Annotated in this window: 20 protein-coding genes; 18 read left to right on the forward strand and 2 right to left on the reverse strand. The window is 74.0% G+C overall.

Annotated elements, in window-relative coordinates:
• Positions 1–82: 82 nt before the first annotated feature.
• The 12 genes from KV205_RS08610 (at position 83) to KV205_RS08665 (ending at position 7,902) form a co-directional block, all read left to right on the forward strand.
• Complete coding sequence (locus KV205_RS08610; RefSeq protein ID WP_306806274.1) at positions 83–649, forward strand: SRPBCC family protein; 567 nt, start codon at positions 83–85, stop codon at positions 647–649.
• Between the two features lie 11 nt (positions 650–660).
• Positions 661–1,743, forward strand: coding sequence for an SDR family oxidoreductase (locus KV205_RS08615; RefSeq protein WP_265863489.1), 1,083 nt, complete (start codon positions 661–663; stop codon positions 1,741–1,743).
• Positions 1,740–2,222: a hypothetical protein gene (locus tag KV205_RS08620; protein ID WP_265863490.1), complete on the forward strand. Its 483-nt coding sequence runs from the start codon at positions 1,740–1,742 to the stop codon at positions 2,220–2,222. The genes KV205_RS08615 and KV205_RS08620 overlap by 4 nt, the downstream gene beginning before the upstream one ends.
• 171 nt (positions 2,223–2,393) lie before the next feature.
• Positions 2,394–2,858, forward strand: a complete 465-nt coding sequence (locus KV205_RS08625; RefSeq protein ID WP_265863491.1) for a Na+/H+ antiporter subunit E — start codon at positions 2,394–2,396, stop codon at positions 2,856–2,858.
• A complete protein-coding gene (locus KV205_RS36400; protein WP_265863492.1) occupies positions 2,855–3,166 on the forward strand; it encodes an MrpF/PhaF family protein in 312 nt (103 codons plus the stop codon). Before KV205_RS08625 ends, KV205_RS36400 begins: the two co-directional genes overlap by 4 nt.
• A 1-nt stretch (position 3,167) precedes the next feature.
• Positions 3,168–3,476 (forward strand): monovalent cation/H(+) antiporter subunit G, encoded by a 309-nt coding sequence (locus KV205_RS08635; protein WP_265863493.1) that lies wholly within the window; start codon positions 3,168–3,170, stop codon positions 3,474–3,476.
• Entirely contained in the window at positions 3,473–3,787 is a 315-nt protein-coding gene (locus KV205_RS08640; protein WP_308404069.1) for a DUF4040 domain-containing protein, read from the forward strand. The genes KV205_RS08635 and KV205_RS08640 overlap by 4 nt, the downstream gene beginning before the upstream one ends.
• Positions 3,784–4,509: an MnhB domain-containing protein gene (locus KV205_RS08645; RefSeq protein WP_265863494.1), complete on the forward strand. Its 726-nt coding sequence runs from the start codon at positions 3,784–3,786 to the stop codon at positions 4,507–4,509. Before KV205_RS08640 ends, KV205_RS08645 begins: the two co-directional genes overlap by 4 nt.
• Positions 4,510–4,517: 8 nt before the next feature.
• On the forward strand, positions 4,518–4,862 hold the full coding sequence (locus KV205_RS08650; RefSeq protein WP_265863693.1) for an NADH-quinone oxidoreductase subunit K: 345 nt from the start codon (positions 4,518–4,520) through the stop codon (positions 4,860–4,862).
• A gap of 15 nt (positions 4,863–4,877) precedes the next feature.
• Complete coding sequence (locus tag KV205_RS08655) at positions 4,878–6,770, forward strand: complex I subunit 5 family protein (protein ID WP_265863495.1); 1,893 nt, start codon at positions 4,878–4,880, stop codon at positions 6,768–6,770.
• A gap of 160 nt (positions 6,771–6,930) precedes the next feature.
• The gene (locus tag KV205_RS08660; RefSeq protein ID WP_265863496.1) at positions 6,931–7,350 is read left to right on the forward strand and encodes a CBS domain-containing protein; all 420 of its coding nucleotides are present in this window, start codon (positions 6,931–6,933) and stop codon (positions 7,348–7,350) included.
• 75 nt (positions 7,351–7,425) lie between these two features.
• Positions 7,426–7,902: a tautomerase enzyme gene (locus KV205_RS08665; protein WP_265863497.1), complete on the forward strand. Its 477-nt coding sequence runs from the start codon at positions 7,426–7,428 to the stop codon at positions 7,900–7,902.
• Positions 7,903–7,943: 41 nt separating this feature from the next.
• Here the strand turns inward: KV205_RS08665 and KV205_RS08670 are convergent, their stop codons facing one another.
• Complete coding sequence (locus tag KV205_RS08670) at positions 7,944–8,534, reverse strand: TetR/AcrR family transcriptional regulator (RefSeq protein WP_374214644.1); 591 nt, start codon at positions 8,532–8,534, stop codon at positions 7,944–7,946.
• Positions 8,535–8,628: 94 nt separating this feature from the next.
• Here KV205_RS08670 and KV205_RS08675 point away from each other — a divergent pair, with 94 nt between their 5' ends.
• The 6 genes from KV205_RS08675 (at position 8,629) to KV205_RS08700 (ending at position 13,507) form a co-directional block, all read left to right on the forward strand.
• Positions 8,629–9,051: a tautomerase family protein gene (locus KV205_RS08675; protein WP_265863500.1), complete on the forward strand. Its 423-nt coding sequence runs from the start codon at positions 8,629–8,631 to the stop codon at positions 9,049–9,051.
• Complete coding sequence (locus KV205_RS08680; RefSeq protein WP_265863501.1) at positions 9,044–9,463, forward strand: hypothetical protein; 420 nt, start codon at positions 9,044–9,046, stop codon at positions 9,461–9,463. The genes KV205_RS08675 and KV205_RS08680 overlap by 8 nt, the downstream gene beginning before the upstream one ends.
• An 11-nt stretch (positions 9,464–9,474) precedes the next feature.
• Entirely contained in the window at positions 9,475–10,836 is a 1,362-nt protein-coding gene (locus KV205_RS08685) for a lamin tail domain-containing protein (protein ID WP_265863502.1), read from the forward strand.
• Between the two features lie 98 nt (positions 10,837–10,934).
• Entirely contained in the window at positions 10,935–11,654 is a 720-nt protein-coding gene (locus KV205_RS08690) for a VanZ family protein (protein ID WP_265863503.1), read from the forward strand.
• Between the two features lie 70 nt (positions 11,655–11,724).
• Entirely contained in the window at positions 11,725–12,414 is a 690-nt protein-coding gene (locus KV205_RS08695; RefSeq protein WP_265863504.1) for a response regulator transcription factor, read from the forward strand.
• Positions 12,407–13,507 carry a HAMP domain-containing sensor histidine kinase gene (locus tag KV205_RS08700; protein WP_265863505.1) on the forward strand — a complete coding sequence of 367 codons (1,101 nt, stop codon included), beginning with the start codon at positions 12,407–12,409 and terminating at the stop codon, positions 13,505–13,507. The genes KV205_RS08695 and KV205_RS08700 overlap by 8 nt, the downstream gene beginning before the upstream one ends.
• Here KV205_RS08700 and KV205_RS08705 read toward each other — a convergent pair.
• Positions 13,497–14,774, reverse strand: coding sequence for an MFS transporter (locus KV205_RS08705; protein WP_306806275.1), 1,278 nt, complete (start codon positions 14,772–14,774; stop codon positions 13,497–13,499). The genes KV205_RS08700 and KV205_RS08705 overlap by 11 nt on opposite strands.
• Between the last annotated feature and the right edge of the window lie 46 nt (positions 14,775–14,820).

Below are 14,820 nucleotides of genomic sequence, written 5' to 3' on the forward strand. Positions count from 1 at the left end.
TAGTCGCAGGCGTCCACCGAGAAATTCCGGGCGACGGAACGCGGATGCGCCGCGCGCGGAACGCAGCCGGGAGGAGGAGACCATGAGCATGGTGCAGGAGACGATCCGGGTGACCGCCCCGCTGCGCACGGTGTACGGCCAGTGGACGCGGTTCGAGGAGTTTCCGCGCTTCATGGAGGGTGTCGAGGAAGTCCGGCAACTCGACGACCGCCTCTGCCACTGGCGTACCCGGGTGGCGGGGGTGACCCGGGAGTTCGACACCGAGATCGTCGACCAGCTCCCCGACGAGCGCATCTCCTGGCGCACGGTGAGCGCGGGCGTGAAGCAGAAGGGCGTCGTCAGCTTCCGGCGCCTCGACGACGAGCACACGCGCGTGAGCCTGGCCATGGAGGTCGAGCCGCAGGGGATCATCGAGAAGGCCGGTGACGCCCTCGGCTTCCTGGAGGAACGGGTCCGCGGCGATCTGCAGCGCTTCAAGCGGTACGTCGAGGAGAGCGACGGCACCGACAGCGGCTGGCGCGGCCGGCTGCGGCCCGCCGACAGCACGGGCGAGTCACCGGAACCGCCCGAGCCCCCTGAACCTCCCGAGCGCCCGGGCCCCTACCCGGGACCGCTCCCCGACGCCCCTCCCGGCGCGCCCCACATCTGAAGGGCCTGGTCGTGCTGCTGTCGTCCCGCGAGCCGGCGCGTCGGACGTTCGACGGACGGACCGTGGTGATCACGGGTGCGAGCGCCGGGGTGGGCCGGGCCACCGCGCGTGCCTTCGGGGCGTGCGGGGCCCGGGTGGCGCTGCTCGCGCGGGGCCGGGTGGGGCTTGAGGCTGCGGCCGAGGAGGTGCGCCGGGCCGGTGGTCAGGCGCTGGTCGTGCCGGTGGACATGGCGGTGCCGTGGATGGTCGAGGAGGCCGCGGACCGCGTCGAGAGCCGCCTGGGTCCGGTGGACGTATGGGTGAACGCGGCGTTCACGTCCGTCTTCGCGCCGTTCCTCGCCGCGGCTCCGGACGAGTTCGAGCGGGTCACGGACGTGACGTACCTCGGCTGCGTCAACGGGACCCGGGCCGCGCTGCGGCGGATGCTGCCCCGGGACTCCGGCGCGGTCGTCCAGGTCGGCTCGGCCCTCGGCGAGGCCGCGGTGCCGCTGCAGGCGGCGTACTGCGGGGCCAAGCACGCGATCAACGGCTTCACCGCCTCCGTACGGATCGAACTCCTGCACCGGCACAGCCGGGTGGCGGTCACGCTGGTGCAGCTTCCGGCCGTGAACACCCCGCAGTTCTCGTGGGCGCTGTCCCGGCTGCCCCACCGGCCGCGCCCGGTGGCGCCGGTGTTCCAGCCGGAGGTCGCGGCCCGCGCCGTGCTGCACGCCGCGCGCCGGCCGCGGCGCAAGGAGTACCGGGTCGGGGCCTCGACGGCCGCGGCGGTGCTCGCCCACCGGGCGGTGCCCGGTCTCCTGGACCGCTACGTCGCCCGTACCGGTTACGCGTCCCAGCAGACGGGCGAGCCGTCGGGGGGCGAGGACCCGCACAATCTGTGGGCCCCGCTGGACGGGCCCGACGGACAGGACCACGGAGCCCATGGCGCCTTCGACGACGAGGCGGTCGCGCACTCGCCGTACGCGGCGCTGGCCCGTCATCCGGCGGTCACGGGCGCGGTGGCCGTGGGTGCGGCGGCGCTGGCGGCCCGGAGCCTGCACCCACGGCACGGGCGGCCCGGCGGCTCCGGCGCACGAGGCGGTGCATCGCGATGAAGGCTTTCGAACTGGTGGACCTCTGCCTGCACACGGAGGATCTGGGGCGCCTCGACGTGGCCCTGTGGGACGGCGACGACGGGGAGGGTGGGGAGGGCGTGGAGCCCGTGGAGCTGCCGGAGGGCACGGTGATCAGCGTCGGACTCACGTTCCGGCTCGGCCGGGACATCGACGGGCTGACCTTCGAGGAGACCCGGGTCAGGGACGGGACGGTGGTCTCGACCGCGCGGACCGTGCTCGGCGGCTTCCGGACCGGTGGCCCGTACGAGGTACGGCTCCCGGCCGAGCGGCTGCCGCTGGGCCGGGCGCACTGCGGGGTGTACGTGGTGACCAGCCGTTTCACCGACGGCGCCGGCGACGGGCTGCTGACGCTGCGCCACCGGATGCGCCTGGTCCCCCAGCCGGCCCCGCACCCCGCGACGGATCCGCCGGCCGGTGAGGGGGCCGCACCCGGATCCGGCCCGACGTCGAAGGTCTGAGCCCGGAAGCCGCTACTCCGGACCGGTGAGCCGTGCGGCCGCGGGCGGCGCGGGGCGGACCGCGGGGGTGGCGGGCGCGGTAGATCTGGCGGCCGGGACGGGCGGGGCCGCTCGCCCCTCGGGCCGGCCGTCGGGGCCGCAGGCTGCGGGTGACGAGGACGGGGAGGCGCCATGGCACGGGCATCGGTGGAGGTGCTCGCCTGGTGGGTTCCGCTGGTCGCCCTCCAGATGCTGCTGATCGGTTCGGCGAGTTGGCCCGAGTTCGCGGTGGCGGCGGCCGGGGCGCTGCTCGCCGCGCTCGCCGCCCGCGCGGTGCGGGTGGCTGCCGGGGCGCGGCTCGGCGGCACCGCCGGGTGGGCGCACGCGCTGCTGATGTGGCCGGGGGCGCTGGTCGCCGACACCTGGCGGCTTGCCCGGGCGGTGGTCCGGACGCTGCGCGGGCACCGGGTCGTCGGCCGTTTCGTCACGGTCCGCTGGCGGGAGGGCACGGGTCCGGCGTGGGCGGGCGGGCTGCTGTCCACGACGCCGGGCGCCTACGTGGTCGACCAGGGCCCGGAGCGCGCGGCGCTCGTGCACACCCTGCCCGGCGGGGCCGGTGCCCTGGAGACCGCGCTGACCGCCGGCGGTCGCGGGTGACCGGCGCGAACCCCGCCGGGGAGTGGAACGGCTGGCTGATCGCCTTCGGGGTGCTCCTGGTCCTCGCTCTTCCGCCGGCGCTGCTGGCCGCCTGCCGGGGCACTCCCCCGGCGCGCCTTGCCGGGCTGAGTCTGACCGGCACGCTGGTCACGGTGATGCCGCTGCTCGCGGCGCGCGGGTTCGGCCGCGACGCGTACGGGGATCTCGGTCTGGTGCTCGCGGTGCTCGGCCCGGTGGGCGTGCTGGTGTTCGCCCGCTTCCTCGGCGGGTCGGAGTCGGAGGCTCGCGACGGGGCCGGGAGGGGCTGACGTGGACGCCCGTACGGTGTGCGCGGCCGTGCTGCTGACGGCCGGGGTCGCCGTGCTGCTGCTGGCGGTCCTGGCGCTGCAGGTGCTGCCCGGTCCGTACGCCCGGCTGCACGCCCTGTCGCCCGCCACCTCGCTCGGGGCGCCGCTGGTCCTCCTCGCGCTCGCGGTGGCCGAGGGGTCGGCCCGGCGGGCGGCGCCGCTGCTCGTGGTGGCGGTGCTCGTCGGTGTCGGGGGTGCGCTGACGGCCCCTGCCCTGGGCCGGTGCACCGCGCAGCACGAGGGGCGCATCCCCCGGAAGGACCCGCCGTGACGGGCGCGGTCCCGAACCCGGCCGAGGTGTTCGCCGCCGTGGCCGTGGTGCTCGCGGCCGCGGTCGCGACCGCGGCGGCCCGTACGCGTGATCCGGTGCGGCAGGCGGTGGTGCTCAGCGCCCTCGGCCTGGTCCTGTCGGTGCTGTTCCTGCTGGTCCAGGCTCCGGATGTGGCGCTGAGCCAGCTGGCGGTCGGCTCCGCGATCACGCCGCTGCTCATCCTGCTCACGGTACGGGCGATCCGGCGCCGGGCGGCCCAGCAGACCGGGCGGAAACCGGAGGGCGGCAAGGGCTCGGGGGGCGGAGGGTGAGCCGCGCGGCCCGGGTGCGGCTGTTCTGGGCGGCGGCGCTGCTCTTCGCCGCCGGGTACGCCGTCGCCTGCCTGGAACTGCCGCCGCTGGGCGGCCCGTTCCATCCGTACGGCGAGCGGGCGGTCGCGGCCGCGCTCGGGCGGCGTACGGCGAACACGGTCTCCTCGGTCAACTTCGACCTGCGCGGATTCGACACGCTGGGCGAGGAGTTCGTGCTGTTCACGGCCGCGCTGGGGGCCGTACTGCTGCTGCGCAGGACCCGGGACGAGCACGTCTCGGCGCCGCGCCCCGGGCGGGTGCTGCCGACGGTCCGGCTGGCCGGCACGGTACTGCTGCCCGTCGTCCTCGTGACCGGTGTCTCTGTGGTGGCGCACGGGCAGTTGACGCCGGGCGGCGGCTTCCAGGGCGGCGTGGTCCTCGCCACGGGTCTGCACCTGGCGTATCTCGCGGCCGACTACCGGGTGCTGCGGAGGGTGCGGCCGCGGGCCGTCCTGGAGGTCGCCGAGGCGGTGGCGGCCGGGGGGTTCGCGCTGCTCGGCCTGATCGGTCTGGTGCGGGCCGGGGCGTTCCTGGAGAACGTGCTGCCGCTCGGCACCTTCGGCGAACTGGCCTCCGGCGGCCAGGTGCCCGTACTCAACGCCTCGGTGGGCCTGGAGGTCGCCTCGGCGCTCGTGGTCGTGCTCGCCGGCTTCATCGACCAGGCCCTGGAGATCGAGTCCTGATGCCCTTCCTGTCCGCTCTGCCGTACCTGGCCGCCGGATGGATGCTCCTGGTCGGTATGCACGGCCTGGTCACCAGCCGGAACGCGGTGCACGCGGTCGGCTGTCTGACGGTCGTGCAGTCCGGCACGTACGTCCTGCTGCTCGCCGTCGGCTACCGGCGCGGCGGCACCGCGCCGTACTTCACGGACATCCCGGCCGGGACTCCCGTGGTGGATCCGGTCGCCCAGGCGCTCACGCTGACCGACGTGGTCGTCGGCGCCGCCCTCACCGCCCTGCTGCTCGCGCTCGTGCTGCAGACCGCCAAGCGGCACGGCACCACCGACCCCGACGCCCTCACCGGGCTGCGGGGCTGACCCCTCAGGACCCGTGTGACCGTCTCTCTGGCCGCCTCCCCGGCCGCCTCCGAGCTCCTCCCGCTGGCCGTCGCCTGCCCGCTGACCGGGGCCGCGCTGCTCGCCGTGCTCGGTCGCCGGCTGCCGCGCTCCGGCACCGACGCGCTCGCCACCGCGTGGGCGGCGGGGCAGCTCGCTCTGGTCTGGTGGCTGGCCGCCGCGACGGGCGGCGCGGGCCGGACGGTCACCTGGGTGGGCGGCTGGACTCCGGTCGAGGGCCGCAGCGTCGGCATCGTCCTCGTCGCCGACGGCCTCGGGCTCGGCCTCGCGGTCCTGGTGGCGCTGCTCGTACTCGCCGCGCTCGGCTACGCCTGGCGGTACTTCGAGGAGCCGGAGCGCGCCCGGGGGCACGGCGGCGGCTTCCCGGCGCTGCTGCTGCTCTTCGAGGCGGGGACCACGGGGTTCGCGCTGACCGGTGATCTGTTCAACGCGTTCGTGTTCTTCGAGCTGATGGGGGTGGCGGGGTACGCCCTGACGGGGTACCGGGTCGAGGAGCCGCGGCCCCTGCAGGGGGCGTTGGCGTTCGCCGTGACCGGTTCGCTGGCCGGTTATCTGGCCCTGGTCGGGGTCGGGTTGCTGTACGCGCGGACGGGCGAGCTCTCGTTCGCCGGGATCGCGCGGGAGCTGGCCGGGCAGCCCGCCGACGCCCTCGTCACCACGGCCGCCGCCCTGCTCTGCTGCGCCATGCTCGTGAAGGCGGCGGCGGTCCCCTTCCACTTCTGGCTGCCGGACGCGCACGCGGAGGCGCCGACCCCGGTCTGCCTGCTGCTCTCGGGGGTGATGGTCGAGCTGGGCCTGTACGGGCTGCTGCGGGTGTACCTCACCGTCTTCTCCGGGACCGGCGGGGTCCCGCACGAGGTGATGCGGGGCACGCTGATCGCGGTGGGCACCGTGACGGCGCTGACCGGTGCGCTGCTGTGCTGGCAGCAGCGGCATCTGAAGCGGCTGCTCGCCTTCTCCACGGTCGGGCACATGGGCCTGTTCCTGTGCGGTGCGGGGCTGCTCGACGCGGAGGCGACGGCCGGCACGGCGCTGTACGTGGCGGGGCACGCCGGTGTGAAGGGCCCGCTGTTCTGTCTGGCCGGGGTGCTGCTCGACCGGCATGCCTCGGTCGACGAGCACGGGTTGTGGGGGCGGGCGCGGGACATGCCGCTGGTGGGGGTGCTGTTCGCGGTGGGCGGGTGCGCGCTGGCCGGGCTTCCGCCGTTCGGCACGGGGCTCGGCAAGTCGCTGGTGGAACACGCGGCGCACGAAGACCCGTGGCTGGTGGCGCTGTTCGTCCTTGTACCGGCGGTCACGGCGGGTGCGGTGCTGCGGGCCGCGGCGCGCGTGTTCGCGGGCGCCGGGACGAAGCCCCGGGAGCGGCACTCGGGCGCGGAGACGACCGGCGCAGGTGAGGAGCCGGAGGTGAGCGGTCCGCGCCGGGAGGTGCCGCGGCCGATGCTGGTGGTGCCGGCGGTGCTGCTCGCGGGTGCGCTGGCGGTGGGTCTGGTGCCGGCGCTGTGGCGTTATGTGGCGGCGGGCTCGGTGCTCTTCCACGATCCGGCGGGGTACGGGGCGGCGGTGACCGGTGTCCCGGGCGGCGGCGGCACGGGTACGGCGCCGCCGCCCGAGGTGGCGTGGTCGCTGCCGGGCATCCTGTTCGGACTCCTTTCGACGGCCCTGGCGGCCGGCTGCGCGGCCGGGGCGCTGTGGGGCCCGGCGTTGCACGGCCGGCTCGCCCGCACGGCGCGGGCCGGCGCGGACGCCGTGGACCGGACGGTGGTCCTGGCCGTGCGGCGGCAGCATTCGGGGCACGTGGGCGACTACGTGGCCTGGCTGCTCGCCGGACTCGCCGCGCTGACCGCCGTGTTCGCGCTGTGGGGATAGCCGACGGGCCGGCCCCGGTCCCGGCCGATGGACTCGACGACCGCGGGTGCCGATGCCGTACGCCCACTGGCTGCTCCGGTGCGCGCCATGGCCCGCATGAATGCCCGGAGCAGGGGCAGCGGCCGGGTGAGGGTTCCCCCACATGAGAGCGAGCACGGTCATGAACACCGCACGCGATCTGATGACCCCCGACGCCACCTGCATCCGCTCGACCGAGTCCGTGGTCGACGCCGCCCGGAAGATGGCCGAACTCGACGTGGGCGCCCTGCCCATCTGCGGCCCGGACGAGCGGCTGAAGGGCATGCTCACCGACCGCGACATCGTCCTGAAGGTCGTCGCCCAGGGGATCGACCCGGCCCGCTGCACGGCCGGCGACCTCGCCGGCGGCGACATCGTCACCGTGGGCGCGGACGACTCGGCCGACGACGTGCTGCGCGTGATGAGCGACCACCGCATCCGCCGGGTCCCGGTCATCGACGGGCACGTCCTCGTCGGCATCATCGCCCAGGCCGACATCGCCCGCGACATGCCGGACCAGGAGGTGGGCGACCTGGTCGAGTCGGTCTCGGCAGCATCCTGACACCATCGCTATGACACTCGTTATAGAAGGCTGTAACCTGGAGCCGTCTTATAACGAGTGTCATAGGAGAGTGCCGTGACGATCATCACCGTGAACACCCCGACCGGGCGGCTGAACCCGGAACAGCGCCGGAAGCTGGCCGAGACCCTGACGGACGCCGTTCTCGTACCCGAGGTGGGACAGTTCGCACCGGCGGCGCGCGTCGGGTTCCAGGTGCACTTCGTCGAGCGCGAGCCCGACATGATGGCCATCGGCGGGCGGCTCCTCGCGGACCTGGGCCCCGACGCCGACGTCATGGCGATCGACGTGGCCGTGATGGACGGCGACTGGCGCCAGGAGGTGAGGGCAGCCGTCATCGAGCGCATCCTCGGCGCGCTGGCCGAGAGCTGCGGCCTCGCGGAGCCGTCACCGGCCTGGTGGGTCAACTTCCGCGTGATCGACGAGGGCAGCTGGGGCTCTCGCGGCGGGGTGCTGTCGGTCCTCCCGCTCCTCGACAGCGGCGTGTTCACCGAGGAGAAGGCCAGGGCCGTCCGCGCCGCGCTCGGCGTCTGATCCGGACGCTCCGGACCTCGAAACCACCCCGCCGGCCCCGGTCAGTCACCGACGGCCGCCGCGATGAGGACCTGGAGCTGTGCGGCGGTGTGATCGAGGGGCTGCGTGCTGCGCTTGGCGCGGCACATGGCTACCGTGCCCTCGACGGCGGCGACGACGAGGGTCGCGAGCTGCGCCGCCCGCTCGCCCCCGGCACCGTGGTCCCGCAGGGAGGCGGCGAGCAGGGTCTCCCACTGCTCGAAGACCTCGGCCGCGGCGGCCAGGGCAGGCGGAACCTCGTCGGCCGGGGGCTCCTCGATGGCCACGGCCAGGACCGGGCAGCCGGCATGGAAGTCGCTGTCCACGACGATCTTCCGCCACAGATCCAGGAAGGCCCGGAGTCCCGCGGCCGGCCCCGCCTCCAGCTCCTTGCGCAGGCTTCGGGCGACCCACTCCCCGGTGTGGCGGACGGCCTCGCCCGCCAGCTGCTGCTTGCCCTCCGGGAAGAAGTGATAGGTCGACCCGAGCGGCGCCTTGGCGTGCTTGGCCATCTCCCGGATGCTCGTGGCGCTCAGCCCGCGCCGGCTGATCATGTCGGCCGCTCCGGCCACGATCCGCTCGCGCGACGGCGCGTTCGCACTGCCCCTGGTCACCTGCACACCTCTTCCGAACTCCCCTGGATATAACGACCGTCATAGTCTACCGTGAGCGCCGTCTATAACGATCGTCACAGGAGCAGCCAGGCCCATGATCCGGTTGACCGTCCCGGCCGGCGCCCTCACCCCCGAGGGCCGCACCACCGTCCAGCGCGAGCTCGCGGCCGTACTGCTGCGCTGGGAGGGCGCGCCGGACACCGCGTTCTTCCGCGCCCAGGCCTGGAGCTACCTCGTCGAGCTGCCCGCGGACGCCCAGACCACCGCCGAGGACGACGCCCCCCGCTTCCTGGTCGAGGTGACGGTGCCGCAGGGCGCGCTCTCCGAGCGGCGCAAGGCCGGCCTGGTCCAGGACGCGACGCGGACCGTCCTGTCGGCCGCCGGACTCGACCCGGCCGAGGCCCTGCGCGTCTGGGTGCTGGTGCACGAGCAGCCGGACGGCACCTGGGGCGCGGGCGGCTCCGTCGTCCGTTACGCCGACCTGGTCGCCCTGGCCAAGGGACCGGCCGATGCGTGAACTGACGTATGTCGCCCGCCGCACGGTCGCATGGCGCGAGGCCCCGGACCCCGTCGTGCGGTCGGCCGGGGAGGCGATCGTCGCACCGGTCGCCGCCACCGGCACCGTCGCCCCCGAGCGGGTCGTCTCCCACGTCCTCGACTGGGACGACCTGCCGGACGCGCTGCCGGAGAAGCATCTGAAGCCGGTCCTTCGTCCGGCCCGACGCGTGACCGGCGCACTGAGGGTTCAGGGGGCTTCCGTTCGACGGGCGTTCACGTGGCAACCGGGCCGTTGCCGACCGCCGTTCGGCAACGGCCGGGACCCTCGTCTCGCCCAGTCAGCACTCCCCTGCCTCCCAGGACGGACACCGTGCCCGAAGTACGCGCTCCCCGAGGGCGTCGTCGACGCGCCCCGCTCCGCGTCGCCGTAGCCGGCGCCACCATGGCCGCCGCCGCGGCCCTGCTCACGCCCGTGGCCCAGGCGGCCCCGGCGGACGACATCCGCATCAACGAAGTGGTGACGACCGGCGGTGTCGACGACTCGGTCGAGCTGTTCAACAAGGGCACGGCCGCCGTGGACATCTCGGGCTGGATCCTGAAGGACGACAACAACAGCTCGAAGTTCACCGTGCCGTCCGGGACGACGCTCGCCCCGGGGGCGGTCCGCGCGTTCGACGTGTCGGGGTCGTTCGGTCTCGGTTCCGGCGACAAGGCCCGCCTGTATCTTCCGGGCGGCTCCACCCTGGTCGACAGCTTCTCCTGGAGCAGCCACTCCGCCCCGTCCTGGTCGCGCTGCCCCGACGGCACCGGCGCCTTCGTGAACGGGGCCACCCTGACGCTCGGTGCGCTCAACGACTGCGGTTCCGGCGGCGGCGGTACGGGTGCGGTGGCCTGGCCCGGCGGCAGCACGGTGGCGACGGCCGACGGCTCCAACGTCTTCGGCCCGGACCTCAGCGGCCTGTACGAGGAGGGCTCCGTGCTGTGGGGCGCCCAGAACTCCGGCAAGCTGTGGCGGCTCGTCCGTGACGGCTCCGGCGGCTGGAGGCCCGACACCGCGAACGGCTGGACCTCCGGCAAGACCCTGCGCTACCCCGGCGGCAGCGGCTCCCCCGACAGCGAGGCCGTCACCCTGACCTCCGGCGGCGCCGCGGGCGGCGCGTACGTCGCCACCGAGCGCAACGGCGACGCGTCCGGCACCAGCTGGCTGTCCGTCCTCCGTTACGAGGTCGGCTCCGGCACCGGCACGACGCTGACCGCCACGAAGGAGTGGAACCTGACCGCCGGTCTGCCGGCCGTGGGCTCCAACGCCGGCTTCGAGGCGATCACCTGGATCCCCGACGCCACGCTCACCGCGGCGGGCTTCAAGGACGAGTCGACGGGCGCGGCCTACGACCCGGGCCGGTTCGGCGCGCACACCGGCGGCGTCTTCTTCCTCGGCGTCGAGGGCACCGGTTCGGTGCACGCCTACGTCCTGGAGGACGGCGGAGCCGCCACCCGGGTCGCCACCTTCAGCAGCGGCTTGTCCGGTGTGATGGAGCTCCAGTGGGAGGCGCAGGCCGCACGCCTGTGGCTGGTCTGCGACGACACCTGCTCCGGCCAGCACCGCACCATGAAGATCGGCACCGGCGGCACCTTCGGCCCGGCCGCCGTCTACAACCGCCCGGCCGGCATGTCCAACCTGAACAACGAGGGCTTCACGCTCGCCGCCGCCGACGAGTGCGCCGGCGGCACCAAGCCGGTCTACTGGGCCGACGACGGCAACACCGGCGGCCACGCGATCCGCCGGGGCACCGTCAGCTGCTGAGCCCGGACGGCTTTCAGGGTCCCCTGTAGCCGGTATATCGCGGGCGTATCGAAAATCGCATACGTGGTCACAACAGCCCCTCGTCTCCAATGAGGGGTATGAACCGAAACGCATCACCGTCGCCGACGCCGACGCCGTCGCCGGGGAGCACACGAGGGATCGTGCTCCCCGGCCTCGTCGTTCTCGCGCTGGCGGGCATCCTGTTCTTCATGCGGGGGCCGCTCATGATGTCCGCTCCGCGGTGCCTGGCCGGGCGGTGGCACGGCTGCTACGACACGTTCAACGGTGTGGTGCTGATGACGCTGGTCGCGCTGCCGCTCTCCGGCCTGGTGGTGTGGGCGCTGGCGCGGCTGCGCCGGGCGGCGGCCGACGGCACGTCGGCGCTGCGGCTCTCGGTGGCCGAGGTGGGCATGGTGCACGGGACGGTGCCGTTCCTGTGGCTGACGCTGATGCCGGGCGCCGGGGCCGGCGTCGTGCCCGGGCGGTTCAGTCTGGTGCCGCTGCGGGACCTGGTGACGATGGGGTCGCTCGGGATCGCCGGCAATCTGCTGGTCTTCGCGTCGCTGGGGTTCTTCGCCCCGATGCGGTTCGCGGCGCTCGCGTCCCTGCCGCGGGTCCTGGCGCTCGGGGCGGGCTGCTCGGTCCTGGTGGAGACCGCGCAGTACGTCCTGCGGCTCGACCGGGTCTCCTCCGTGGACGACGTGCTGGTCAACGCCGCCGGCGCCGGGCTCGCCGCGCTGGCCTCGCGCCGCTGGTGGCGTACGGGGGCGGGGGCGCCGTCGGACCGGTCCGGGCCCGTGCTCGTACCGGCGGGCTGAACCGGGGCCGAGCTGGGCCGGGGCCGAGTCGCATACACCGGCGATATGTCGTGCTGATTAGGCTTCCGGCATGCGTGTACTGATCGTGGAGGACGAGCCCTATCTGGCGGAGGCCGTCCGTGACGGTCTTCGTCTGGAGGCGATCGCCGCCGACATCGCGGGCGACGGCGACGCGGCCCTGGAGCTGCTCGGCGTCAACTCCTACGACCTCGCCGTCCTCGACCGCGACATCCCCGGACCCTCGGGCGACGAGGTGGCCCGGCGGATCGTGGCCTCGGGCAGCGGCATCCCGATCCTCATGCTCACCGCCGCCGACCGGATCGACGACAAGGCGTCCGGGTTCGCGCTCGGCGCCGACGACTACCTGACCAAGCCGTTCGAGCTGCGGGAGCTCGTCATGCGGCTGCGGGCGCTGGACCGCCGGCGCGCCTACGCCCGGCCGCCGGTCCGGGAGATCGCGGGCGTGCGGCTCGACCCGTTCCGCCGGGAGGTCTTCCGCGACGGGCGGTACGTGGCGCTCACCCGTAAGCAGTTCGCCGTCCTGGAGGTCCTCGTCGCCGCCGAGGGCGGGGTGGTCAGTTCCGAGGAGCTGCTCGAACGGGCCTGGGACGAGAACGCCGACCCCCTCACCAACGCCGTGCGGATCACCGTCTCCGCCCTGCGCAAGCGGCTCGGCGAGCCCTGGGTCATCGCGACGGTCCCGGGCGTCGGCTACCGCATCGACGCGGCCCCCGCCCGTACCGACGGTCCCCGTGCGTAGACGCCCCGGGCTCAGCGTCCGGCTGAAGCTGACCCTCAGTTACGCGGGCTTCCTCGCCGTGGCCGGTGCGCTGCTCCTGGCGGTGGTGTGGGTGTTCATCCTGCGCTACGTACCCGACAAGGACCAGGGCCTGCTCGGGATCTCGCCGAACCGCTATCTCCTCGTGCACACCTTCGCCCCGGCGGCAGCGGTGGCGATGGCCTTCCTGCTCGTCTTCGGCCTCGTCGGGGGCTGGCTGCTCGCCGGCCGGATGCTCGCACCGCTCACCCGGATCACGGACGCGGCGCGCCTGGCGGGGCAGGGGTCGCTGTCCCACCGGATCCACCTTGAGGGCCGCCGGGACGAGTTCCGCGAGCTCGCCGACGCGTTCGACACGATGCTCGAAGAACTGGAGTCGCACGTCGCCGAGCAGCGGCGGTTCGCCGCGAACGCCTCGCACGAACTGCGCACCCCGCTGGCCATCACGCAGGCGCTGCTCGATGTCGCCCGCAAGGATCCCACCCATGACCCGGGCGAACTCGTCGCACGCCTGCAGGCGGTCAACGCGCGGGCGATCGGTCTCACCGAGGCGCTGCTGCTGCTCAGCCGCAGCGACCGCGGCACCTTCACCCGCGAGAGCGTCGATCTCTCCCTCGTCGCCGAGGAGGCCGCCGAGACACTGCTCCCCCTCGCCGAGCGGCGCGGGATCACCCTCGACGTCACCGGCGGACCGGCGCCCACCAGCGGCTCCGCGGAGCTTCTGCTGCGGATGGTGACGAACCTCGTCCAGAACGCCGTGGTCCACAACCTCCCGGCCGGCGGCACCGTGACGGTGCACACCGAGACGGTCCACACCGAGTCGCGCGGTGGCACGAGCGTGCTGCGGGTCGAGAACACCGGCCGCCCGGTGCCGCCGGAACTGCTCCCGACCCTCACCGAGCCCTTCCAGCGCGGTGCGGAGCGGGTCCGCGCCGGAGAGCCCGGCGAGCACCCCGGCGTCGGTCTCGGCCTCGCCATCGTGCACAGCGTGGTCCGTGCCCACGACGGAACGCTGGAGCTCGCCGCGCGCCCCGGCGGCGGTCTGCTCGTCACGGTCCGGCTGCCTACCCCGTAGCGCCCGTAGCGCTCGTGGCGCCGGCCGGCTGCGGCTCCTTTGCCGTGGTGAGGCCGCGGGCCTCGCGATCGAAGGCGAGCCGGATGCCGACGGCCAGGACGGGAACCGCGGCCGCGGCGAAGGCCCAGCGGAGGTCGCCGGTGACCAGGAGGCCCATGACCGCCAGGGAGACGGGTTCGAGGACGACCCGGGGCAGGTACATGACGCTGTTGATGCGCCCCAGGACGTCCTCGGGGGTCCGGGTCTGGATGAACGTGGGCAGGGCCACGTCGCTGGAATAGGCCACGCCCACGCCGAGCAGGGCCAGGACCGTCGCGGCGAGCCAGACATTGGGCAGGACGCCGAGGAGGACGAAGGTCACGCCCTCGGTGAGGGTCATGCCGATGATCAGGATGCCCCAGCGCCGGGGCAGTCCCGTGAAGACCGCGGCGACGGTGCCGGCGAGCTGGCCGAGTCCCCATGCCGACAGGAGCAGACCCAGGGCCATCGAGTCCTGGGGGAAGGACTTCGCGAGGGCGGGCAGGCCGACCGCGAAGAGGCCGCTGTAGCTCAGCGCCGCGGCGCCGATGATCATGAGGACGGTCCGGACCTCCCGGCTCCGCCGGACGTGGCGCAGCCCGTCCACGATCTCGTGGCCGATGACGGAGATCGGCTTCGACTCCTCGCCCTCGCCCCCGGCTCCGCGCCTGGGCGCGGCGAGGACGGTCCAGGCCGCCACGAAGAAGGTGGCGCTGTTGAGCAGGATCGCCGCCGGGGTGCCGACGAGGCCCACGAGAGACGCGCCGAGGAGCGGTCCGAGGAACCGCGCGCCCTGCTCGCCCAATCCCACGAGCGCGTTGCCGCGCGGGATCTGCTCGGTGGGCAGCAGGGACGGCAGGATGCTGTCCTGGGCCGGCATGAAGAAGGCCTCGGCCACGCCCGCGACGGCGCCCAGCGCGTACAGGTGCCACACCTGCACCCCGTCCATCACCGCGAGCAGCCCGAGCAGTCCGACCGCGGTGCCCCTGACCAGGTGGGAGCAGAGCATGACCGTCCGGGGCGACACCCGGTCGGTGACCGCGCCCCCGACGAGCAGCAGCACCCCGCGCGGCACCGTCTGCACCAGCAGTACGGCCGCCAGGGCGCCGGCCGAACCGGTCTCCTGGAACACCAGCCAGACGAAGGCCACTTCGAAGCTGTAGTCGCCCAGCATCGACAGCGTCTCACCGCACCACACCGCTCGGAACGCGCGGTGGCGTAACGGCCATCGAACTTGTTCCAGCATCATTCTCTCTGCGTTTCCTGGTCTGGGTGGCTGTCGCTCAGTCCGTCAT

Source organism: Streptomyces sp. SKN60 (assembly GCF_026236535.1).
Taxonomy (GTDB): domain Bacteria; phylum Actinomycetota; class Actinomycetes; order Streptomycetales; family Streptomycetaceae; genus Streptomyces.

What these genes read in the sequence shown, in the direction of transcription:
- KV205_RS08610 (WP_306806274.1), top strand. Translation starts at nt 83, where the DNA reads ATGAGCATGGTGCAGGAGACGATCCGGGTGACCGCCCCGCTGCGCACG.
- KV205_RS08620 (WP_265863490.1), top strand. Translation starts at nt 1,740, where the DNA reads ATGAAGGCTTTCGAACTGGTGGACCTCTGCCTGCACACGGAGGATCTG.
- KV205_RS08625 (WP_265863491.1), top strand. Translation starts at nt 2,394, where the DNA reads ATGGCACGGGCATCGGTGGAGGTGCTCGCCTGGTGGGTTCCGCTGGTC.
- KV205_RS08660 (WP_265863496.1), top strand. Translation starts at nt 6,931, where the DNA reads ATGAACACCGCACGCGATCTGATGACCCCCGACGCCACCTGCATCCGC.
- KV205_RS08675 (WP_265863500.1), top strand. Translation starts at nt 8,629, where the DNA reads ATGATCCGGTTGACCGTCCCGGCCGGCGCCCTCACCCCCGAGGGCCGC.
- KV205_RS08680 (WP_265863501.1), top strand. Translation starts at nt 9,044, where the DNA reads ATGCGTGAACTGACGTATGTCGCCCGCCGCACGGTCGCATGGCGCGAG.
- KV205_RS08685 (WP_265863502.1), top strand. Translation starts at nt 9,475, where the DNA reads ATGGCCGCCGCCGCGGCCCTGCTCACGCCCGTGGCCCAGGCGGCCCCG.
- KV205_RS08690 (WP_265863503.1), top strand. Translation starts at nt 10,935, where the DNA reads ATGAACCGAAACGCATCACCGTCGCCGACGCCGACGCCGTCGCCGGGG.
- KV205_RS08695 (WP_265863504.1), top strand. Translation starts at nt 11,725, where the DNA reads ATGCGTGTACTGATCGTGGAGGACGAGCCCTATCTGGCGGAGGCCGTC.
- KV205_RS08705 (WP_306806275.1), bottom strand. Translation starts at nt 14,774, where the DNA reads ATGATGCTGGAACAAGTTCGATGGCCGTTACGCCACCGCGCGTTCCGA.